Source organism: Micromonospora sonneratiae, assembly GCF_042679305.1.
GTDB lineage: Bacteria > Actinomycetota > Actinomycetes > Mycobacteriales > Micromonosporaceae > Micromonospora_H > Micromonospora_H sonneratiae.
Genome location: NZ_JBHTMP010000001.1, coordinates 88,108 through 108,601, shown reverse-complemented (window position 1 = coordinate 108,601; position 20,494 = coordinate 88,108). Strand labels below are relative to the sequence as shown.

19 protein-coding genes are annotated in these 20,494 nt (G+C 69.6%); 10 read left to right on the top strand and 9 right to left on the bottom strand.

Translation table 11 applies throughout. The annotated features are described in order from the left end of the window. The first annotated feature begins 2 nt into the window (after positions 1–2). The 5 genes from ACFQ4H_RS00530 to ACFQ4H_RS00510 all read left to right on the top strand — a co-directional run bounded on the left by ACFQ4H_RS00530 (position 3) and on the right by ACFQ4H_RS00510 (position 4,076). Positions 3–1,163 carry an ABC transporter ATP-binding protein gene (locus ACFQ4H_RS00530; RefSeq protein WP_377565547.1) on the top strand — a complete coding sequence of 387 codons (1,161 nt, stop codon included), beginning with the start codon at positions 3–5 and terminating at the stop codon, positions 1,161–1,163. Then, positions 1,160–1,930, top strand: coding sequence for an HAD family hydrolase (locus ACFQ4H_RS00525; protein ID WP_377565544.1), 771 nt, complete (start codon positions 1,160–1,162; stop codon positions 1,928–1,930). Before ACFQ4H_RS00530 ends, ACFQ4H_RS00525 begins: the two co-directional genes overlap by 4 nt. After that, positions 1,927–2,820, top strand: coding sequence for an inositol monophosphatase family protein (locus ACFQ4H_RS00520; RefSeq protein ID WP_377565541.1), 894 nt, complete (start codon positions 1,927–1,929; stop codon positions 2,818–2,820). Before ACFQ4H_RS00525 ends, ACFQ4H_RS00520 begins: the two co-directional genes overlap by 4 nt. Continuing rightward, positions 2,817–3,617 (top strand): HAD family hydrolase, encoded by an 801-nt coding sequence (locus tag ACFQ4H_RS00515; protein ID WP_377565538.1) that lies wholly within the window; start codon positions 2,817–2,819, stop codon positions 3,615–3,617. Before ACFQ4H_RS00520 ends, ACFQ4H_RS00515 begins: the two co-directional genes overlap by 4 nt. A gap of 189 nt (positions 3,618–3,806) precedes the next feature. Continuing rightward, a complete protein-coding gene (locus tag ACFQ4H_RS00510) occupies positions 3,807–4,076 on the top strand; it encodes a DUF6289 family protein (protein ID WP_377565535.1) in 270 nt (89 codons plus the stop codon). Positions 4,077–4,613: 537 nt separating this feature from the next. Here ACFQ4H_RS00510 and ACFQ4H_RS00505 read toward each other — a convergent pair. Genes ACFQ4H_RS00505 through ACFQ4H_RS00495 form a run of 3 tightly spaced genes read right to left on the bottom strand, consistent with a single transcriptional unit; the run spans position 4,614 to position 7,059 of the window. After that, a complete protein-coding gene (locus ACFQ4H_RS00505; protein ID WP_377565532.1) occupies positions 4,614–4,907 on the bottom strand; it encodes a hypothetical protein in 294 nt (97 codons plus the stop codon). After that, entirely contained in the window at positions 4,904–5,509 is a 606-nt protein-coding gene (locus ACFQ4H_RS00500; RefSeq protein WP_377565529.1) for a SigE family RNA polymerase sigma factor, read from the bottom strand. Before ACFQ4H_RS00500 ends, ACFQ4H_RS00505 begins: the two co-directional genes overlap by 4 nt. Next, positions 5,506–7,059 (bottom strand): sodium:solute symporter family protein, encoded by a 1,554-nt coding sequence (locus ACFQ4H_RS00495; protein WP_377565526.1) that lies wholly within the window; start codon positions 7,057–7,059, stop codon positions 5,506–5,508. The genes ACFQ4H_RS00500 and ACFQ4H_RS00495 overlap by 4 nt, the downstream gene beginning before the upstream one ends. Before the next feature lie 148 nt (positions 7,060–7,207). Here ACFQ4H_RS00495 and ACFQ4H_RS00490 point away from each other — a divergent pair, with 148 nt between their 5' ends. The 5 genes from ACFQ4H_RS00490 (at position 7,208) to ACFQ4H_RS00470 (ending at position 11,431) form a co-directional block, all read left to right on the top strand. Further along, positions 7,208–7,438 (top strand): DUF3311 domain-containing protein, encoded by a 231-nt coding sequence (locus tag ACFQ4H_RS00490; RefSeq protein WP_377565524.1) that lies wholly within the window; start codon positions 7,208–7,210, stop codon positions 7,436–7,438. A gap of 129 nt (positions 7,439–7,567) precedes the next feature. Continuing rightward, positions 7,568–9,745, top strand: coding sequence for a carbon starvation CstA family protein (locus ACFQ4H_RS00485; RefSeq protein WP_377565522.1), 2,178 nt, complete (start codon positions 7,568–7,570; stop codon positions 9,743–9,745). Next, positions 9,742–9,930 carry a YbdD/YjiX family protein gene (locus ACFQ4H_RS00480; RefSeq protein ID WP_377565519.1) on the top strand — a complete coding sequence of 63 codons (189 nt, stop codon included), beginning with the start codon at positions 9,742–9,744 and terminating at the stop codon, positions 9,928–9,930. The genes ACFQ4H_RS00485 and ACFQ4H_RS00480 overlap by 4 nt, the downstream gene beginning before the upstream one ends. 138 nt (positions 9,931–10,068) lie before the next feature. Further along, on the top strand, positions 10,069–10,977 hold the full coding sequence (locus ACFQ4H_RS00475) for a hypothetical protein (RefSeq protein WP_377565516.1): 909 nt from the start codon (positions 10,069–10,071) through the stop codon (positions 10,975–10,977). A gap of 193 nt (positions 10,978–11,170) precedes the next feature. Continuing rightward, the gene (locus tag ACFQ4H_RS00470; RefSeq protein WP_377565513.1) at positions 11,171–11,431 is read left to right on the top strand and encodes a hypothetical protein; all 261 of its coding nucleotides are present in this window, start codon (positions 11,171–11,173) and stop codon (positions 11,429–11,431) included. A gap of 114 nt (positions 11,432–11,545) precedes the next feature. On the opposite strand, the gene ACFQ4H_RS00465 is transcribed toward ACFQ4H_RS00470, so the two are convergent. From ACFQ4H_RS00465 to ACFQ4H_RS00440, 6 genes are read right to left on the bottom strand one after another with little or no spacing between them, the layout of a single operon-like run. Next, complete coding sequence (locus ACFQ4H_RS00465) at positions 11,546–12,376, bottom strand: ABC transporter permease (RefSeq protein ID WP_377565510.1); 831 nt, start codon at positions 12,374–12,376, stop codon at positions 11,546–11,548. Positions 12,377–12,378: 2 nt separating this feature from the next. Continuing rightward, on the bottom strand, positions 12,379–13,353 hold the full coding sequence (locus tag ACFQ4H_RS00460; protein ID WP_377565507.1) for an ABC transporter ATP-binding protein: 975 nt from the start codon (positions 13,351–13,353) through the stop codon (positions 12,379–12,381). Then, positions 13,350–14,732, bottom strand: coding sequence for a hypothetical protein (locus ACFQ4H_RS00455; RefSeq protein ID WP_377565504.1), 1,383 nt, complete (start codon positions 14,730–14,732; stop codon positions 13,350–13,352). Before ACFQ4H_RS00455 ends, ACFQ4H_RS00460 begins: the two co-directional genes overlap by 4 nt. Continuing rightward, positions 14,729–15,853, bottom strand: a complete 1,125-nt coding sequence (locus ACFQ4H_RS00450) for a thiopeptide-type bacteriocin biosynthesis protein (RefSeq protein WP_377565501.1) — start codon at positions 15,851–15,853, stop codon at positions 14,729–14,731. Before ACFQ4H_RS00450 ends, ACFQ4H_RS00455 begins: the two co-directional genes overlap by 4 nt. A 20-nt stretch (positions 15,854–15,873) precedes the next feature. After that, positions 15,874–18,672 (bottom strand): lantibiotic dehydratase, encoded by a 2,799-nt coding sequence (locus tag ACFQ4H_RS00445; RefSeq protein WP_377565498.1) that lies wholly within the window; start codon positions 18,670–18,672, stop codon positions 15,874–15,876. Continuing rightward, the gene (locus ACFQ4H_RS00440; protein WP_377565495.1) at positions 18,669–20,462 is read right to left on the bottom strand and encodes a SagB family peptide dehydrogenase; all 1,794 of its coding nucleotides are present in this window, start codon (positions 20,460–20,462) and stop codon (positions 18,669–18,671) included. Before ACFQ4H_RS00440 ends, ACFQ4H_RS00445 begins: the two co-directional genes overlap by 4 nt. Between the last annotated feature and the right edge of the window lie 32 nt (positions 20,463–20,494).

Below are 20,494 nucleotides of genomic sequence, written 5' to 3'. Positions count from 1 at the left end.
ACATGCCCCTGATCGAACTATCCGGCGTCAGCAAGAGCTACCTGTCCGGGCAGTACGCCGTACGCGATCTGGACATGGTCGTCCCCGACGGTGCGTTCATGTGCCTGCTCGGCCCCTCCGGATGCGGCAAGACCACCACCCTGCGCATGATCGCCGGGCTGGAGCAGCCGACGGCGGGCGACATCCGGGTCGGGACCAAGCTGCTCGACTCCGTACGGCAGGGTGTGTACGTGCCGCCGGAGAAGCGCGGTATGGGGCTGGTGTTCCAGAGCTATGCACTCTGGCCGCACATGACGGTGGCCCGCAACATCGAGTTCGGGCTGCGGATGCGCAAGGTGCCCGGCCCGGAGCGGGACAACCGGGTGCGTTCCGCCATGGAGCTGTTGCGCATCGCCGACTATGCCAGGCGTTTCCCGTCGCAGCTCTCCGGTGGGCAGCAGCAGCGCGTCGCACTGGCCCGGATGCTGGCCGTGGACCCGGAGGTGCTGCTGCTCGACGAACCGTTGTCGAACCTGGACGCCCGGCTGCGTCTGGAGATGCGGGCCGAGCTGAAGCGGATCCATCAGCGCTCCGGGTCCACCGTCGTGCTGGTCACCCATGACCAGTTGGAGGCCATGACCATGGCCACGCACGTGGCGGTGATGAACGAGGGTGTCGTCGAGCAACTCGGGCCGCCGATGGAGATCTACGAACGTCCAGCCAGCGTCTTCGTGGCCGCCTTCGTCGGCAGCCCGCCGATGAACCTGGTTCCGATGGCTGATCGGGGCGGGGACGGGCTCGGTGCGCATCTGGCCAGCTACGTCGCAGAGGTCACCGGCCGACCGCCCGGCGGCGGCACGGTCGGGGTCCGCCCCGAATCCCTGCGGCTGGCCGCTGACGCAGCGGACGTCCCGGCCGGGGTGTGGCGGACGTCGGCCGAGGTGGAGACCGTACTGCCGACCGGTTCCAGCTGGACCGTGCAACTACGCTGCCGGGACACGGAACTGTTCGCGGTCACGTTCCGGGCCTTCGAGGCGCTGCCCGGCAGCACCATGACGGTGTGGGTGGCCCGGTCGGACCTGCACCTGTTCGGGGCGGACGGCCGACGCCGGGCCGACTGGGACGTGGTCGACCAGGGGCGGCCGGACGCTGCGGATCCACTGGCCACGGGCGGGGTGCGATGACCCTGACCCCACCCCGGGCCCTGCTACTCGACTTCGGTGGCGTGGTGGTCCAGACGGTGCACCGGGCCAACTGGGCCGACGACCTGGCGGCCGAGGTGTACGCGCTGCTGGATGGCTGTGGATGCCGGCAGTTCGACACCACGGCGGTACGCCGCGACATCCTGGCCGGTGCCGCTGCCGACTCCGGTTGGAAGAACGCCATGTCGAGGATGCCCACGCCGAGTGAGCTGACCCCGGTGATGTTCTGGCGCGATTTCGTGGCGGGGGACTGGCCGGACCAGGCCCGGGCGATCGTGACCAGCCAGGCCTGGCTGCTCTGCCGGCGGATGGGCGAACTGCGTTCGGAACGGCGCGCCCGGCACGGACTGGTCGATCTGCTGGCCTGGTGTACCGGGCGAGGGCTGCCTGTGGGGGTCGTCAGCAACGCCCTCTCCGGTGTGGTCCACCGGGACTGGCTGGCCCACGCCGGCCTGGAGAAGCACTTCGCCCTGCAGATCTACAGCGACGAACTGGGCATCCGTAAGCCGCATCCGGACATGATCGGCATCGGCTGCCGCAGCCTCGGAGTGCAGCCCGGGCAGGCGTGGTACGTCGGTGACAACTTCGACCGCGACGTGCTGTGCGGGCGACGAGCGGGTGTCGGCGCGACCATTCTGATGACCGCACGGGATACCTACGATCTGCCGTACGAGGTGGCCGCCGAGCCAGATGCGGTGGTCGCGGACCCGGCGGAACTGCTGGTGCTGCTGAAGGGGGCATACGTATGACAGTCGAAGGTGCGCTCGGCGACGAACTGACGCAGGTGGCGGAGCGCGCCGCGACCTGCGTCGCCGACCAGCTGCGAGCCGCGTTCCGGTCCCGGCCGGAGATGGACTTCAAACGCGACCGGCACGATCCGGTCACCGAGCACGACCGGGCGGCCGAGGCAGCGATCCGCGCCGTCATCCTGGACGCCGTGCCGGACAGCCGCATCGTCGGCGAGGAGGGCGGCGCCGTCGGGACGGGCCGGGTGCACTGGTACGTCGATCCGATCGACGGTACCGCCAACTTCGCCAGCGGACTGGCGTTCTTCTGCACCTCGGTGGCGGCGGTGGTGGATGACGTGGTGGTCGCCGGAGCGATCTACGACCCGGTACGCCGGGACCTCTTCACCGCCGGCCCGGCCGGCGCGTTCCACAACGGGACGCCGCTGCGGAGCGAAGGGGCGGCGAAGGAAACCGAGGCTCTGCTGGTCAGCAGCTATCCCAACCCGCGCGAGCTGCGCGCCGAGGGCGATCTGGCCCTGGCCCGGCTGGGCCGGTTCATCACCGAGTTCCGTACCACCCGTCGGCCGGGCAGCGCCGCGCTGTCGTTGGCGCACGTTGCCGCCGGCTGGGTCGACGTTGCGCTCGGCCTCAGTGTCAGCGCCTGGGATCTGGCCGCCGGCAGTCTGCTGGTACGGCAGGCCGGTGGTCGCTTTCTCGGCCTGCGCCCGATCGACCGGATGGACGACAGCCCGACGGGCGGGCCGGCCGGTGCCTCGCCCCGTGGACCGGCCTGCGGCCCGGGCACGCCGTCCTGGCAGGGCCCCGGCTACCTGGCCACCGTCGGCACGCTCGATCCGGTCGGTGGCGTCATCCTCGACGCGTTCACGGAGACCCACGAGGTGACGTGGTGAGTTACCGGTGGATCGTCACCGACCTGGACGGCACGCTGGTCGACCGTTCGCTGCGGATGGTGCCCCGCAGCCGCGCGGCTCTGCACCGGTTCCGCCAGGACGGGGGACAGGTCGTGATCGCCACCGGCCGTAGTAGGGAGTCGGCCGCGCCGTACTACGCCGAGTTGGAGCTGACCGGACCGGCGATCCTGCTCAACGGTGCACAGGTGTGCGACCTGAGCACCGGTGAGGTGTTGCTCGACCGGCGACTGTCGACATCGGCGTGGGTGGGGGTGAGCCGCCTGCTGGACGACCTGCCCGAGGAGGCGGCCGGCGTCGCCTTCGTGGGTGGGCGGGCGTACCGGGTGGCGGAGTCGGTGTTGCTGGACGCGTACGCGGCCCGGGACGGGCTGACCATCGAGCCGGTGACCAGTTGGGACGACCTTCCCACCGGGGGCGTCAGCAAGGCCATGGTGATCTGCGCGAGTTCGATGGTGGCGGGCGGTGTCGCCGGGCGGGCGGCCCTGCCCGGGGTGACCACGCTGGTGTCCGAGCCCACCTATGTCGAGCTGTTGCCGGCCGGGACGGACAAGGGCACCGCGTTGACCTGGCTGGCCCGACACTGCCAGGTGCCGCTGGACGAGGTTGCGGCGGTGGGCGACAACCCGAACGACATCCCCATGTTCGCCGTGGCCGGGCTCGCCGCTGCGGTGTACGGCGGACATCCGGACGCCTGCGCGGCGGCGACCGTCGTGGTCGGCCGGTGTGACGAGGGGGCCGTTGCCGACGTCGTGTCGCACATCGGCGCACTGGCCTGACATGAGACGAACACCGTCGTTTCTCGGACTTTCCACGAGAATTGGCATTGTTCATTGTCGATCATCAGCTTCTGGTGCGACTCGCCAGTGGTTCCGAAAACGACATCCGGATGACCATTGCGTCATGCCGTATTGCTGTCCGACGATGTGATCCATCGCCTTGTGCCGATATCTCTCTGGGGAGGTTCAGTGTTTCGTCGTACGACTCTGCGGCGCCGGGTTGCCGTCGCGGCCACCGTCGGTGCCGGGCTCGCCGTCATGCTCGGTCCGGTGACGCCGGCTCAGGCCATCCCATCCTGCAAGTACGGTTACCAGTGCACCTACACCTACTACAGTTCGGCTTCGATGGAGACCGTCGTCGGTGGCCACACCCGGTTCTGTGACGGCACCACCGACACGTTCGGCACCACCAGCCGCTGGTTGCAGTTCACGACCGCCAAGTGCAACGACCCGGTCTGATCGGCAGGGCCGCCCGTCGGGGGCCGATGCGGCCCTGACGTTACGGTGGTGGTCGCGATGGCGGCCATCACCGCAACCGGGCGACGGCACGCGTCCTGCCGGCAATCCTCTTGACGGGCGGTGAATTCGGCGGTGGGTGATACGAGGTGCTTTCTGGTTCCAACGTTTCTGTCCCGAATGACTCTCGGCAGAAAGTCGGAATCTCAGCGAAACGTGCCGATCGGTTTCACCACAGGACGTAGAACAGCAGGACAAGTAGTCCGGTCAACAAAAGCGACACCAGTAGCGATCCGAGGCATCCCAGCCGGTTCGAGAAGAACACGAACATCTTGGTACCGATCCTTTGGGACAGCCGTCCAGTCGACCGTCACCACCGCGGTGACGGCGTAGTGCCCGAGCAACGTCCGGATACCCGACAGGCGCGAGCGTAGTCATCTGGGAGCATCGGAGCGCCTGGTGGCAGCCCGGTCGTGTCAAGGCAGGGGGGCGGCCCAGACCCAACACTGGTCGCGGAACGGGTCGAGGGAAGCGCTGGCGTCAGGGCTGGCTGATGCCGTCGGCCGGATTCTTGTGCGGCTGGACCGAGCCGGGGCCGTTGAAGATGACCGGAGCGTCGACCCGGGTCTGGTTCAGCGCCCACAGACCGATCGCGTCTGCGATGGCGAAGACAACGGCGATCAGGATGGCCAGGATGAGACGACGTCGCCGTTCCCGGCGATGCCACTCCCGTCGGACCTGTTGATACGCGTCGGGGGCGGCGTGCACGTTGTTGGCGACGGCATCGAGGGCCTCCCGTAGCCGCTGTTCCGTGCCGGCTGGACCGCTGGTCATCGTCGGGCCTCCAGCAGCCGGGTCAGCTTCGCGATGCCACGTGCGGTGTGTGACTTGACGGCTCCCACCGAGATTCCCATTGCTGCGGCTATCTCGGTCTCCCGCAGGCCGAGCCAGTGGCGTAGGACCAGCGCTTCCCGTTGCCGTTCCGGAAGGCGCTGTAGCGCCTCGACGAGGGCGCGATGGTCGTCCTGGAGCAGTGCGATGCTCTCCGCAGATGCGGCAGAGTCGGTGACCGGCTCGGTGTGTCGACGGACCACCTGGAGATGGCGTAGACGCATCCGGGTGAGGTTGCAGACCACCGAGCGCAGATAGGCCAGCGCGGCGTCCGCATTGCGTAACCGCTGCCAGCGGCGATACAGCTGGCAGTACGCCTCGGCGACGACGTTCTCCGCGTCGTCCGCCCCGAGCAGCACCGCCAGCCGGAGCAGGGCGGTGTAGTGCAGGTCGAAGAGCCGGACGAGAGCGGCTTCCCGGTCGAGATCCTGCAGGTCGCCGACGGTCGGATCCGGATCGTGCCGGTCGTCGACGGTGGCGTCCGGGGCGGTACGGGGTACCGGCGGTACCCGGGTGCGGGCGGACTGCTGGCGGAGGTGGGTCATGTCAGGTTCGTCCGATGCGCCGGTAGCGGCCCCGCCGGAGAGGGGAGGACGGTGCGGTCGACGCCACGGGGAACCCTCAACCGGTCCAGCAGCGGAGTGAGTGCGACGGTGACCGCGAGGTTCAACACCAGGGCGGCGAGCGCGGCGTAGACCTGCACCCGCTGGCCGCCCAGTTCGACCGAGACGACCGAGCCGAAGCCTCCCCAGACGACCATGAGGGTGCCGCTGACCATGCCCACGAGCCATCCGGCCAGCAACGCCCGGTGGTGCGGCCATCGGGTGTAGAGGCCGATGGCGACGGCCGGGAAGGTCTGCAGGATCCATATCCCACCGAGCAGTTGCAGGTTGATGGCGGCCTGGTTGCGCAGCCCGAACACGAAGACGACCGCGCCCAGCTTGGCGGTGACCGAGACGACCTGGGCGACGCGCATCTGGTGCTTGGGAGTGGCAGTGGGGTGGAAGTACTGGACGTAGATGTTCCGCACGAACGACGTGGCGGCCGCAACCGACATGACCGACGCGGGCACCAGTGCGCCCACCGCCAGCGCACCCAGGATCAGCCCGGTCAACGCCGCCGGCATGAGATCCCGTACCAGCAGGGGAACCGCTGTCTCGGCGTTGCCCGGCGGGGCCGGCACCCCGGCGGCCAGCGCGGCGATGCCGAGCAGCCCGAACAGGCCGAGCACCGCGGTCCACGCGGGTAGGCCGATCGTCGTACGGCGCAGCGTGTCCGCGCTCGACGCGGCGAACGTCGAGGTGAGTACGTGGGGGTACATCAGCAGGGCCATCGCGGACCCCAGGGCCAGGGTGGCGAATACCGGGAACAACTGTGGATCGAGGGACAGCGGCACCACGGGGGAGGCAGCCTCATCCCCGGTCCGACCGGCGTCGAACAACCTGCCCGGTCCGCCGAGGCGGGACAGCACGAGCAGCACGACCGCGATCACCGAGCCGAAGATGGCCACCCCCTTCGCCACGGCGATGACGGCCGGTGCCCGCAGGCCGTGCCGGTAGGTCGCCACGGCCAGGATCGCGAAGACCGCTACCAGCGCCGCGTCGCCGGCCAGGCCGGGTGGGTAGAGACCACCGGTGTCCAGCACGGCGCGGATGCCCAGTAGTTGCAACGCGATGTAGGGCATCGTGGCCAGGATGCCGGTAACGGCGACGGCCAGCGCCAGCATCGCCGAGCCGTACCGGCCGTGGACGAAGTCACCGACGGTCAGGTACCGGTGTCGTCGGGCCACCGTCCACAGTCGGGGTAACAGCAGGAAGGCCAGGGGATACACGATGATCGTGTACGGCAGGGCGAAGAAGCCCAGCGCTCCCACGCCGTACACCAGTCCCGGGACCGCGGCGAAGGTGTACGCCGTGTAGATGGTGCCGCCGAGCAGGAACCAGGTCAGGACCGGGCCGAACCGGCGGTCGGCCACCGCCCAGCTCTCGAGGGTCGGCAACTCGTCACGGGGGCGCAGCCAACGGGCGGCGACGGCCAGCAGCGACGTGACACCGAGGACGGCCACGAAGGCCGCGACCGTGGCTGCATCGGTCATCCGTCACCACCTGCTCTGCTGGTCCACGTCTATGTTGCCGATGGCATCGATTTCGATGACAGGAAGTTTCGTCGAAATCTGCGGTAAACCAATCGGCGTCAACGGCAACTCTCCGACAGGACCAGCACCCTGGCGGTGGGGAGGACGAATGATCGGAGTTGGCGTACGGCGACTGGCGGCCGGCGGCCTTCTGTCCGCTCCGGTCGCCGCGCTGCTGTGGGTGCCGTGGTACGCCCGGGAGCGGCCGTACCTGGTGGGGGTGCCGTTCTTCTACTGGTACCAGTTTCTGTGGGTGCCACTCAGTGTTCTCTGCATGATCGCCGCATACCTGCTCCTCTACGGACGGAAACGCACCAGCGCCGACCCGACCCGGCGATAGCCGATCGTCAACCCGTTCCCGCGACGTGACCGATACCCACGTGGCGCGCCGCACCCTGCCCACCCCCGACAGCGGAGGACCGCTATGACCAGTCCCCGGGCGCTTCGCCCCAGAGTCAACCTCAGATCGGTGCTCGTCTGGACCGTGGTCGCGGTCGCCGGTGCCGCAGCCTGGGGCGTGCTGGCACTGTCCCGAGGCGAGCAGGTGTCGGCGATGTGGTTGTTGGTCGCCGCGCTCGGCTCGTACGCCATCGCGTACCGGTTCTACGCGCGCTTCATCTGTCGACGCGTGCTACGCGTCGACGACCGTCGGGCGACCCCGGCCGAGCGCCTGGAGGACGGCACCGACTACCAGCCGACGGACCGCCGGGTGCTGCTGGGCCACCACTTCGCGGCCATCGCCGGAGCCGGTCCACTGGTCGGGCCGGTGCTGGCGGCGCAGATGGGCTACCTCCCCGGAACGATGTGGATCATTATCGGGGTCATCTTCGCGGGGGCCGTCCAGGACATGGTGGTGCTGTTCATCTCGATGCGCCGCGACGGTCGCAGCCTCGGGCAACTGGCCCGTGACGAGATCGGCCCGATCGGTGGGGCCGCCGCGCTGATCGCCGTGTTCACCATCATGATCATTCTGCTGGCGGTCCTCGCGCTGGTCGTCGTCAATGCACTCGCCAAGTCGCCGTGGGGGACCTTCTCCATTGCGATGACCATCCCGATCGCCCTGTTCATGGGTGTCTACCTGCGGGTACTGCGACCAGGACGGGTGATCGAGACATCGCTGCTCGGTGGTGCTCTCCTGGTGGGCGCGATCGCCGCCGGCGGTTGGATCGAGGGATCGAGCCTCGCCTCGGCGTTCACCCTGTCCCCGAAGGCCCTCGTCATCTGCCTGGTCGGCTACGGGTTCCTCGCCTCGGTCCTGCCGGTGTGGCTGCTGCTGGCCCCACGCGACTACCTCTCCACCTTCATGAAGATCGGGACGATCGGGCTGCTGGCGGTCAGCGTGCTCATCGCGGCACCGGTGCTGCGTACCGAGGCGGTGACGGAGTTCGCCAGCACCGGTACCGGCCCGGTGTTCTCCGGGGCGCTCTTCCCGTTCGTCTTCATCACCATCGCCTGCGGGGCCCTCTCGGGATTCCACGCGCTGATCGCCTCCGGCACCACCCCGAAGCTGATCCAGAAGGAGTCGCAGGTTCGGCTCATCGGCTATGGGGCGATGCTGATGGAGTCCTTCGTCGCCATCATGGCGCTGATCGCCGCCTGTATCCTCGACCCCGGCCTGTACTACGCGATGAACGCGCCAGCGGGCGTACTCGGCACCACCGCGCAGAGCGCCGCCGACGCGGTCAGCCAACTCGGCTTCACCATCACACCGGAGGACCTGACCGGTGCTGCCGCTGCGGTCCGGGAGAGTTCACTGATCGCCCGCACCGGGGGAGCGCCGACCCTGGCCGTCGGTATGTCGGAGATCTTCTCCAGTGTCTTCGGTGGTGCCGGGCTCAAGGCGTTCTGGTACCACTTCGCGATCATGTTCGAGGCACTGTTCATCCTCACCACGGTGGACGCCGGCACCCGCGTCGGCCGGTTCATGCTGCAGGACACCCTCGGCAACGTGTGGAAGCCGCTGAGTCGGGTCGGTTGGAAGCCCGGACTGTGGGGGACCAGCGCGGTGGTGGTGCTGGCCTGGGGCTACTTCCTGTACGCAGGGGTCACCGATCCACTGGGTGGGATCAACCAGCTGTTCCCGTTGTTCGGTATCGCCAACCAGTTGCTGGCGGCGATCGCCCTGACCGTCGCCACCACGGTTCTGATCAAGACCGGGCGCCTCAGGTGGGCCTGGGTCACCGCCATACCGCTGGCCTGGGACGTCGCGGTGACGCTCACCGCGAGCTGGCAGAAGGTGTTCTCGACCGACCCCAGGATCGGATTCTTCGCCCAGCGGGAGCGCTACGCCGACGCGTTGGAGCAGGGAAGGATCCTGGCCCCGGCGAAGAACACGGCCGACATGGAGGCGGTGGTGTTGAACTCCACCGTCGACGGGGTGCTGGCGGCGCTGTTCGCGGTGCTGGTCATCCTGGTCATCGCCAATGCCGGCGTGGTGTGCGTGCGGGCGATCCGGGCCCGGGAGCCACTGCCGACCACGGAGGCACCGTACGTCGAGTCGCGGATCGTCGCCCCGGCGGGGCTGATTCCCACCGCGGCGGAACGGCGCGAGTTGGCGCTGGCCGCAGCCGGTTCTGGCGCCGGTGGTGGCAGCGACAGTGGTGCTGACCGGAAGCCGCCGGTCGGCCCGGCTGCCTCCGGCTCATGAGGCTGCTGCGGGTGCTCAGGGCGGTGCACTGGTACCTGCGCGAACTCACCGGCGAGTCCGCGTACGACCACTACGTCCAACGGCACCGGAACCACGGCGGTGGTGCACCGTTGCTGACCCGACGGGAGTTCGAGCGGCAGCGGGCCCGACGCCGGGATGACCAGCCCGGAATCCGGTGCTGTTGAGCCAGGCGGTCCGTTGTTGTTGAGTCGGGCGGTCCGGTCCGGCCGTACCTTCGGGTACCGCCGGACCGGACGGCTGGCCGCCATATCGGTATGGGTCGAGGGACGCTGGACTTGGCGCGGCCCGCCATCATGAGATCTGTGACGAACCGAAGCCGGATTCTGATCTTCCTGGCCACGATCGCTACGGTCGGACTCGTGATCGTCGTGTGGCGATTCGGGGTGAAGGGCGCAAACGAGCTCGTCAGCCTGATCGGCGCGGTGATCGCGGCGATCGGTGTACTCGTCGGGATGCTCGTGCCCGAACCGTCGGCTACGGCAGCCGCCAACGACGCCCCGGCACGTCCCCCGCTCACCCGTGCGGCCCGCCTACGCCGAGGGCTCGTGGCGGGAAGCGCCGTCATCCTGATCGCAGCCCTGGTGGTGGTCGGGTGGCAGGTCGCCGACCGGCACAGAGCGGGAGAGCGGGATCGGACGTCGCAGTTGGCGGCCACCGGGTCCGTGACGCCGGGTACGGACGGCATCCCGGCGCAGCCGACCGGTACACCCACGGCGGTCGCCACCAACGTCAACTCCACGGCCGGCACGCCGCCGGTTGACGTCGTCACCCGTGGGGTCCAACCCGGCCAGACCGGTGCCGATCCCACGAAGGGGGTGCCGACCGTCATGCCGCCGCCGGTGGTCCACGCTCCGGCGGTGCCGGCCGGCACCCCGGAGTGGACGCTCTACGACACCGACGCGGTGCAGTTTCTGCCGGCGCCCCGGTTGCAGCGTGCTGCGGGCTTCGGCGAACTGACCTTCCAGCTGAACATGCACCAGATCAACTGGTACCAGTGGACCGACAGCGACGACCTGAGCTATCGGGGCTGCCGTGACCCGGACGCGACCCGATGGGACGGCCTGAAGCTGGACCTCTTCACCACGCCCAGGACGTACTGTCGTAGGGAGCCCTCCGATCCCAGCAAGGTGTCGTACGTGCAGTTCACCGCGAAGGACATGACGGCGAATCCGGCGTACGTGAAGGTGAGGGTCTGGGTGACCGGATCCTGAGGCTCCTCTGGAGCTGCTACGCGTCCATCGCGTGCGGTGGCCGTGCACGCGTGCGGTGGCCGCGCGCCGCCGCCGACCTGTGCAGCCAGCGGCCTACACACAAGTGGGACATGACCGTGGACGGCCGGATCTCTATACAGGTTGTTACCTCTCGGTCCCTGGACGGACCGCGTTGCGAAGAAGGGGAGACCGAATGGCGAAGATCCTGCGTCGTCCGCGCGTCCGTAGCCTCGTCACTGCGGCGGCGATGACCGCCGGACTGGTGTTGGGTACGGCTGTCCCTGCCTACGCGGACTACCCGAGCCCGCGCTACTCGACGCCGACGGCCTGCAATGCGGCCCGGCCTTCGTACGTCAGCTCATGGACGTCGCCAGGACCGTGTTTCGTGGCGTACGACTACAACTACTACCCGCCGCGACCCTTCTGGATGTTCATCGTGAAGACGCGGGCCTGAGGTCGTCGGTGTGGCGGTGGTCGTCAGCGGCCACCGCCACAGGCCAAGGTCAGGTCAGGTCAGGTCAGGTCAGGTCAGCTCAGGCCAGGTCAGTTCAGGTCAGGTCAGGTCAGGTCAGGTCAGATCGCGACTACGGAAGACAAAAGCGGTGATCAGAAAGCCGGCGACCACGTACGCCCCGAGCACCGTTGCCGCAACCGGCCCGGTGGTCACCGAAGCGACGCCGAACCCGCTGCTGCTGGCCCCCAGGGCAGCGGCCACCGAGCCGGTACTGGTGCTCAACGCGACCGCACGGATCGGTTCCAGGAACGGCAGTATGCCGCCCAGGCCGTTGACGATGCTCTCCACCGCCAGCGTCCAGACCAGCCCCACGCCGATCGAGGCAGCGAGATTGCGGGTCACCAGGCCCAGTGCGAAGCCGACCGAGGCCCATGCCATGGTGATCAGCCAGATGGCCGCCAGCGAGACCAGCAGTCGGTCGACTCCCGGCCAGGCCGCCGACGCACCCTCGACCAACGCGACGGCGAGGCTGCTCAGCGCACTGACCAGCAGGGTCAGCACCGACATCAGCAGCATCACCACAGCCAACGCGAGGAACCGGCCGGCCAGGAACGGCGTACGGGCCGCGACCCGGGACAACACGGTCCGGAAGGTGCCCCACCGGTAGTCGCCGGCGGCGACCAACGCGCCGAGGATCAGCATGACCGGGCCGCCCCAGACCGGCAACGAGCCCAGAATGGTGTGGTCCACGCTCGCCGGCATCAGGTCCGCGTGCATGGCGGCGGCATCGGAGGGGGACATCTCGGTGTGCAGGTTGCGCCACACGAGGTAGGAGACGAGATAGGCGAAGCAGACGATCTGCACCGCCCAGACAGCGCTCAGCACCCACACCGCCGGGCGGCGACGCAGCGCGAACAGTTCCGCCCGCAGCACTCGGAGGACCATCCTCACACCTCCACCAGGGTCATCGGCGACGGGCGCTCGGCGTCGTCGTCTGTCGGCATCTCGGTCAACCCGAGGAAGGCGTCCTCCAGCGAGCGTCGCGCGGTGGCGAGACCGTCGACGGCGACATCGGCCAGGACGAGTGCACGGTTGATCTCCGCCGCCCGGCCGGGGTCGACGTCGATCTCGATCCGGTCGCCCCCGACCCGGACAGCCCCGAGGTCCGGCAGGGAACGCAGGCAGGCCAGTGCGGCTTCCACCGGCCGGGCCCGTACGGTCACGGTGCTGGCGGCACCACCCAGCTTCGCCTGGATCTGTGGCAGGGTGCCCTCCACCACCATGCGACCCTCGTGCAGGATGCCGATCCGGTCACATACCTGCTCGACCTCGCCGAGCAGATGGCTGGAGAGCAGCACACTTCGTCCGTCGGCGGCCAGTGACCGGAGCAGGTCGCGCATCGCGGCCATCCCGGCCGGGTCGAGGCCGTTGGTCGGCTCGTCCAGGATCAGCAGGTCGGGGTCACCCAGCAGGGCCGCCGCGACGCCCAGGCGCTGTTTCATGCCGAGCGAGTAGGTGCGGAACCTGCGGTGGACCGCCGTCTCGGCCAGGTCCACCTGGCGCAGTACGGTGTCGACCGAGGCGTCGGGGATGCCGAGGTAGCGGGCCAGCAGGCGGAGGTTGTCCAGGCCGGAGAGGTGTGGATGGAACGCCGGGGATTCGATCAGCGAACCGACCCGGGCCAGTGCCGCCGGGTCACCGAGCGGCCGGCCGAGGAGAGTACCGGTGCCGGCGGTCGGCCTGATCAGCCCGACCAGCATCCGCATCGTCGTGGTCTTGCCGGCGCCGTTTCGGCCGAGGAAGCCGTAGACCTCCCCGGGATCGATCCGCAGGTCCAGGTCGCGTACGGCGGTCACGGTCGGACCGTACGTCTTGGTCAGGCCGGTGATCTCGATGACGGCGGCCGGATTCGGGGTGCTCACACCGTACCTCCTGTCGGTGCGCTGGCTGCTACCGGTTCCTTTCCGGCAGCGGCGGTGTTCTCGTTGACGGCGGGCTCCGCCTGGGATGTCGCATCCCCGGTGGCGGGGACCGCTGGCCGGGTAGCGACGGCGGCTTCCTGCGCAGCCGCGCGACGCCTGGCCCGACGGCGGATCAGGAACCTGATGCCGAAGAAGACCAGCACGGCCTCGGTGCCCAGCACCGCCACCGCGCCGAACGGACCGATCCACCGCTCCAGGCTCCAGTACCAGACCCCGACGATGCCGACCAGCACAGCGGTCAGCGTCCCGAAGACGGCGCAGCCGTAGAGCGTGTAGAGCACCCGGTCCCCACGACGGTAGGAACCGGTGGGTTGCCGGCGTACCAGTGCGCCCCAGAACCGGTACGTCTCAGCCCGCAGATCGGCCAGGCCGACCGCGTGGTTGAGCATGAAGTAGCCGTCCAACCGGAACACGGGCAGCAGGTTGGAGACCGTCGCAAGGCCACCGTAGAGCAGCAGTGATCCGGCCAGCGCGTGCCCGTGGGTACCGGGTGTGGTGACGTGCCAGGCGACGGTGAACGGCACCAGGGCCAGGAGGTTGACGAAGACCCCGGAAAAGGCGGTGTAGACCCGGTGCCGGCGCCGGGTGAACAGGACCACGTCGTCGGTCTTGCAGTACGGCGTGAGCAGCGGAAACCGCCAGAGCACCCCCATCTCGGCAACCGCACCGCCATAGCGGCGGCTGGTCAGCCCGTGTGCGGCCTCGTGCAACGCGATGACCAGCCAGGTGGTGCCGAACGACACCACGGCCAGCGGATGCCCGACGTTCATCCGGGAGGCCGACCACAGTGCGGCGACGTCGGCCATCGCCATGCCGAGGGCGATCAGCGAGGCAACCAGGGCCGGAACGACGAACCACGGCGAGTAGAGCAGACCCACCCGGGGGGCCAGCCACCGCAGGAACCGGTCCGGTTTGAACAGTGGGAAGCGGGCGTACATCAGCCGTCGTCGTACCGACCGGCGCTCGGTCTCCGCCCGTACCCGTGACTGGGCGATCGGGTCGGCCCCGGTGTCGCCCGTGCCGGTGGCGTCCGGATCGACGAGGAGGTGACGGCTGTGCAGCATCCGCAGCAGCGACTCCCAGTGTGCGTCGGTCAGCCGGCGGCGGAACCGCTCGGCGTACGCGGCCTCGATCTCCGCCCGGGTACGCCGGCCATCCATCTGCGAGAGCAGGAAGAACTCCCGGGCACCCATCTGGTAGTACCAGCCGGTGCGCGGATCCTTGACGTAGTGCACGACGGTGTCGCCGCGGCGTAGGGGCGCGCCCATCACGACGTCGGGGTGCCGCAGCAGTGGTGGGCCCTCCGCCAACTCGGTCATGCCACAGCCGCCGCGGCCACCTCGTCGTCCCGCGCCGCCGACTCCTCCGGCGGGCGGGACCCGGGATCCGCCGGGCCGGCCTCGGGACCCGCCGGGCCGGCCTCGGGATCCGCTGCCCCCTCCAGCGCCCGCCCCATCAGGTACGACAGGTAGATCTCGTCCAGGATGCTGGCCCCCAGCCGGTTGTTCGTCATGTGCACGTACGAGCTGAGCAGCACGGTGAAGGCGGTCTCGTGGTCGGTGACGATGGTCGGTTCGGCGTCCGGGCCGCCCCGACGGAACACCAGTTGGCCCGCGTCGGCCAGCCTGACCACCTCGTCACGTACCTCGACGGAATGCTGTAGCCAGCCGCGCTCGATCGAGGTCAGCCGGGCGGTGTCGGGATCCGCAGCCGCTCCACCCAACCGGGAAAGGTGCTGGCGCAGCAGTTCGGCCACCTGTTCGAAGGACCGGTCGAACCGGTCGTGGAAGGCGTCGCTCTGCTCCTGGTAGGTGTTCTCCCAGAAGGCACGGTAGTTCTCCAGGAACCGGACCACCCGGTCGTCCCGTCCGAGGAAGGCGTAGCACATCGTCGCGGTCATCTGGGCGGAGGTGCCCAGCAGCACCGTACGGACGTGCGTGTTGGTGGTGGCCAGCAGACGCAGCACCAGGTCGCTGGACGCCTCGAAGTTCCGTTCCGCCAACTCGATGCCGGCCGGTCCGCCGTACCGGTCGTACTCGGGTTCGTAACGCTCCTCCCAGACACTGTTGTTGGGCCGGAACGGCATGGCGCCGGTGTCGCCGTACTTCTCCTGCCAGGCTTCCTCGCCGTACTCGGCGACGAACATCCGGTGGTACAGGTCGCCGGTGTCGGCACTGGCTGCGTCGTACAGCGCGGGGCGTCGTTTCAGGTACGCCCGCAGCTCCTCCAGCGCCGTCGAGCGGACCGTTTCGGCGTCGGCCCCGGTGGACGGCAGCAGCCGCAGCCGTACGTGTGGTCCCTCGACCCAGTAGCGGATGAAGAACCACCGTCGTATCAGGCCCGCTTCCCGTAACCGGGCCACCAGCGGCCCCACGCACTGCAACAGCAGGGGGTTGGCGTTGCTGGCGTAGTAGATGTGCAGTCCGATCCACTCGGTCATGGGTTCTTGTCTCCGCTCGGTCATGACGTCGGGACGCCCGGTCGCTGATGCGTCGACCCGGGCGCGGCTCGGTGTGACCCGCTGCCCTCCCGGCTGGCGTTGAAGGCCAGGACCAGCTCGGACACGTGTGCCCGGCCGTCGTCGGTGAGCGGCTGCTGGTCGTGGTCGGGCAGCATCTCGGTGAAGACCAGCCGGCGGTTGGCGTTCCGGGCCACCGAGGCCAACAGCAGCAGGGAGAAGTAGCTGTCGAAGTCGACGTACAGCGGTTTGTGCGAGCCGAAGCCGGCACCCCCACCACCGCCCGGCCCGGCGGTGGCCAGCCGACCGCCACCGTCCGGGGTGACGAACACCCGGCGGGGCAGCCCGTGCTCGCGCCGCCAACGCGCCCAGTCCAGCAGCACCTGACTACCCGGGGCATCCGCCGCCGGGGTCGGCAGGCAGGCCGGATGTGCCTTCCACATCCGCCGCTGGAGCACCACGTCCCGGTAGCGGATCCGGGGGTAGCCGGCGATCCCCTCCTCCGGCAGCGGCACGGTGGTGCCGGCCCACAGGTCCAGCGCCGCCATCCCGGTCGGCGAGAAGGTCAGCAACACCTGCTGCACCTCGGGTAGCGCCATCGGCAGCAGGAATCCCAGGTAGATCGGCACCACCTCGACGTCGAGGCGGCGGGAACGCAACACCAGCCGGTCCTGCACCGGGTCGTCGTAGAGGACCAGGTCGTCGATCGGGATCTGCTGCTCGACCGGCCGGGAACTGACGTCCCCCGGGCAGACCAGTTCGTAGTCGGTGGCGGCCGGGTGCAGGTTCAGGTTGGACGCCTCGTACCCGCCCTTGAGCTCGGCGAAGACCACCCCGTCGGGCTGGGCGGAGGCCAGCGAGTGGGCCAGCAGTTCGCCACCCGTGCCGGTTAGACAGTGGGCGAACCGGGACAGCATCAGCGCCGGCCCGGTGAACCCCTTGTTGACCACCCCGAGCGGACGGTCGGCGGTCGCGGCCACCTGGAGGAAGAAGGCATGCGCCTCGACCGGTCCGAGGGTCTCCGGCACCCGGCCGCGTAGCTCGGTGAAGAAGTCGTCGTCGAGGACCAGTTCCTCGGCGTCGGCCGGCAGTTCGGCGTACGCGGCGTTCATCAGTTGCGCCGCCCGGTCCCGGGCGTCGTCGAGCTGATCGATCTCGTTGAGCTGGAAGGTGTTCGACTGGCGTACGTACCGGTTGTCGGCGTCGAACGGCCGGCGTCGCAGCTGGCTGGAGACGAAGTGGTCGAAGAAGTCGTCCTGGTACTCGTGGGCGAAGGTGAGCAGATCGTCGCACTGCCCACCAGCGCCGTACCGGGCGCGGAAGTAGCCCTTGGTGACCAGCCGGCGGGCGATGGAGATGTCGAACACGGGCAGGATGCCGGCGACCGCCGCCAGGTCGACCAGCAACCCGTCCCACTGGCCCCGGTCGGCCCGTACCGACCCGGGCAGCGCCACATCCTCGTAGAGGAGCGTCTCCGGCGGTACCAGCGTGGAGTCCAGCTCCTCCAGGGCCGCGCCGAGCTGCGCGCCGACCTCGTCGAGCAGCTCACGTCGTCCGGCCAGGTCGGCTCCGGCGTACCGGTCGAGCCGCTCGGCGACGGCGTCGAGCCGCTCGGCCAGTGCGATGCTCCACGGCCGGTCGAGGGCCCGGACCGCGATCCGGAACGGGGTGAGCGGATCCGGGGCGTGGATGTCCACCCGTAGCGCCGGGGCGACCAGCACACCGAGCCGGAGCAGGTGGTCCAGGTAGCTGTCGACGTCGTCCGGACCCCGGTCGTCGGGGTCCCGGGCGACCAGCGCCGCGGAGACCTCGTGCAGCGGCAGGGTACGCCCGCCGACCAGCAGTTGGGTCAGGTCCCGCAGGATCGTGCTGGACGGCAGGTGGAAGAGGTTCTCGTGGATCAGGTCCAGCTCCACCGGCCCACCGCCGCCACGGGTGGCGACCTGACTACGGCGCAGGTACGACATCCGCTCGGTGCCCGGCCGTAGCCCGGTGACCAGCCGTACCGGCAGCTCCGCCCGTAGGTCGGTGCGGGACAGTACGGCGCTGGCCAGCCGGACCAGCGCGGCCACGTTGAGCCGGATGTGGTGGTGGCCGTCGGGTGCCCGCCGGTCCAGTGCCAGCGGCGTCGTCCCGGTGCCGGTGAATTCCCCGTCGCAGATGGTGGTGAAGGTGGAGAACGGGCTGGTCTTGGTTGCGGCCCGGTAGACGTACTCGACCAGCGACCGTTCCATCCGGCGGTCGCGCTTGCCGAGGCGGTCCCCGGCGCCGAGATAGCCGCCGAGTTGCCGGTCGAGCACCCGGGAGGAGAGCAACATCCCGTGGCGCAGTTGTGGGGTGACGGCCAGCGCGCGCAGTGCGGCCCGGCGCTGCGGGAGTTCCGCGTCGAACAGCGCCCTGCCGGCGGCCAACTCGGTGGCGTGGCGCTCCCGGCTGGCGACCCACCGTCGGTAGGTGTCGGTGATGGCCGGCGCGGCCGACGACAGCAGCGCCAGGGCCGCATCTGCGTCGCGCGGTGCCCGGCCGTTGAACACGTCCCGGCGCAGGTTGATCAGCCTGGCCCGGATCTCCGGCACGTCGATGTGCTCGGCGACCGCCTCGGCCAGCAGGTCAGCCAACTGCTGGCCCTGCTGGCGCAGCCCGTCGGCGAGGTCGAGTGTCCGGCCGGCCCAGTCGGCGGTACGGGGGAAGGTCAACGCCTCGGCGGCGGCCAGCGGCAGGCCACCCACCCGGACGAGGAAACGCCCGGGGGTGACCAGCGCAGTGGCCGGCCGGTTCCGGTCCATGACGGTGACGGTCAACTGATCCTCCCGGCGGTGGCGGTATCGGTGCCGGCCTGTGGAACCGCGGCGGCCGGCAGGACGGGATAGGCGAAGGTGCCCGTGTCGGCCCGGTCGTAGCCCAGCAGGACGAACAGGACGGTACGTAGCGGAGTGCCGGTCAACCCGAGGGCTTCGTCGAGGATCTCGTTGTCGAGCCCGAGCACCGCGCCGCAGCCCACGCCGAGTGCGGCGGCGGCCAGGTAGGCGACCTGTGCGACGGCACCCGCCTCGATGTTGACCAGACGGTAGCCGCGCGGGCCGTAGTGGGTCATCGCGGCGTCGAATCGGGCGGAGATCGCCAGGACCGCGCCCACCTGCTCCAGGTTGTAGTTCTTGAGGAAGTACGCCCGTTGCAGGATCCGGGTCATCGGCGCGATCTGGTGCGGGGTGAGCAGCCCCGCGTCAGAGTCGAAGGTGTAGCTACCGGCCTCGACCCCGGCAACGTCGTTGACCAGTACATGCAGCCGGGTCAGCGGAGAGCGGTCCGGCGGTCCGGCCAGGTCGTCGGGGAAGTGCCGGGCGGCTGCGGTGGTGGACAGGATTCCGCCGAGTTCGGCGGCGTCGAGGCGGCGGGACCGACTGAACCGACCGAAGCTGGATCGACGCTGGGCCAGGATTTCGGTCAGGTCGGCCTGCCAGCGCCGGTCGGGTAGCTCGGGCAGTGGCAGGGCCTGCTCGGCGGAGGCCGCCGACTGCGCCGGTTCGGCGGGAGCGGGGAGCGTGGCGGGCCGGGGCTGGTCCTCGGTGACCAGGGTGGCCCGGTGCACCTCGATCAGCCGGTCCAGCCGCAGCAGCCGACGGGAGCGTTCGAAGGCGACCGCCCGTACGTCGTCGGCCGGCAGCGCGGCCGGTTGCGGTGGCGGGTCGCCGCCGGTCAACGGCACCACCGCCAGCACGCTCTCCTCCTCGGTACGCAGACCGAGCCGCTCATTGATCGGCTCGTCGGCGAACCACAGCACCGGACGCAACCGGTGCCCCAGTCCCCGGGCGATCAGGTGCCACGAGCCGAGCAGCGCGCCCAGGTCCTGGGTGACGACGTGGAGGCAGAAGTTGTGGTACTTGAACGAGTTCTTCCAGAACCGGCTGGTGACCACCAGGTACTGCCCGGCCCGCTCGGCGTCCGGCGCACCCAGACAGGCGGACCGTACCGGGGCGGTGTGGTCACCGCTGGCCAGCTGCTGCCAGGCGTGGTGTCCGGTGTGGTAGTGGTAGACCCCGGGGCGGACCGGTGACCCCGGACCCACGACCCAGTAGATCTCCAGCGGGTACATCCCACCGCCCGACGTGGTGGCTCGACCCCAGATCGCGCCCGGGAAGCGCAGCCGGTCCGGCAGGTCCTGGTTCCAGTTCGGAGTGAGTCGACGGTCGCGGACACCGTACGCCAGTGCGGCCAGCGCGCTCACCTCGTTCGCCCGCCAGGGGGAACCGTCCGGACCGGTGGCGTCCCCGGTATCCGTATGCCCCGGGTCCGATGCGGCCAGCAGCTCCGGCAGCCGACCCAGCCGGGAGCCGGACCACCGGGGCGCGGCCAGCCGCGGCACGTCCGGGTAGGTCTTGTACTTCGAGGGCGCGTCCACCCAGTCCGGTTTGAAACCGGCCGGGATCATCGGTTGGCTGCCGCGGGTGAACACCCCCTCGGCGTACCCCCGGACGATCTCGGCTGCGGATCCGACCGCGACCGGATCCGGCGGCGCGGCGGCTGTCACGGCCGATCGCGCCGCCGTCGCCGGTGCCGTGCTCGGTTGCGTCGGTATGGTCTCCAGCGTCATCTGGCTCACCTGCTTACGTACGGGCTGAGAAC

What these genes read in the sequence shown, in the direction of transcription:
- ACFQ4H_RS00450 (WP_377565501.1), bottom strand. Translation starts at nt 15,853, where the DNA reads ATGACCGAGTGGATCGGACTGCACATCTACTACGCCAGCAACGCCAAC.
- ACFQ4H_RS00520 (WP_377565541.1), top strand. Translation starts at nt 1,927, where the DNA reads ATGACAGTCGAAGGTGCGCTCGGCGACGAACTGACGCAGGTGGCGGAG.
- ACFQ4H_RS00480 (WP_377565519.1), top strand. Translation starts at nt 9,742, where the DNA reads ATGAGGCTGCTGCGGGTGCTCAGGGCGGTGCACTGGTACCTGCGCGAA.
- ACFQ4H_RS00440 (WP_377565495.1), bottom strand. Translation starts at nt 20,462, where the DNA reads ATGACGCTGGAGACCATACCGACGCAACCGAGCACGGCACCGGCGACG.
- ACFQ4H_RS00500 (WP_377565529.1), bottom strand. Translation starts at nt 5,509, where the DNA reads ATGACCCACCTCCGCCAGCAGTCCGCCCGCACCCGGGTACCGCCGGTA.
- ACFQ4H_RS00530 (WP_377565547.1), top strand. Translation starts at nt 3, where the DNA reads ATGCCCCTGATCGAACTATCCGGCGTCAGCAAGAGCTACCTGTCCGGG.
- ACFQ4H_RS00455 (WP_377565504.1), bottom strand. Translation starts at nt 14,732, where the DNA reads ATGACCGAGTTGGCGGAGGGCCCACCACTGCTGCGGCACCCCGACGTC.
- ACFQ4H_RS00465 (WP_377565510.1), bottom strand. Translation starts at nt 12,376, where the DNA reads ATGGTCCTCCGAGTGCTGCGGGCGGAACTGTTCGCGCTGCGTCGCCGC.
- ACFQ4H_RS00490 (WP_377565524.1), top strand. Translation starts at nt 7,208, where the DNA reads ATGATCGGAGTTGGCGTACGGCGACTGGCGGCCGGCGGCCTTCTGTCC.
- ACFQ4H_RS00525 (WP_377565544.1), top strand. Translation starts at nt 1,160, where the DNA reads ATGACCCTGACCCCACCCCGGGCCCTGCTACTCGACTTCGGTGGCGTG.
- ACFQ4H_RS00495 (WP_377565526.1), bottom strand. Translation starts at nt 7,059, where the DNA reads ATGACCGATGCAGCCACGGTCGCGGCCTTCGTGGCCGTCCTCGGTGTC.
- ACFQ4H_RS00505 (WP_377565532.1), bottom strand. Translation starts at nt 4,907, where the DNA reads ATGACCAGCGGTCCAGCCGGCACGGAACAGCGGCTACGGGAGGCCCTC.
- ACFQ4H_RS00470 (WP_377565513.1), top strand. Translation starts at nt 11,171, where the DNA reads ATGGCGAAGATCCTGCGTCGTCCGCGCGTCCGTAGCCTCGTCACTGCG.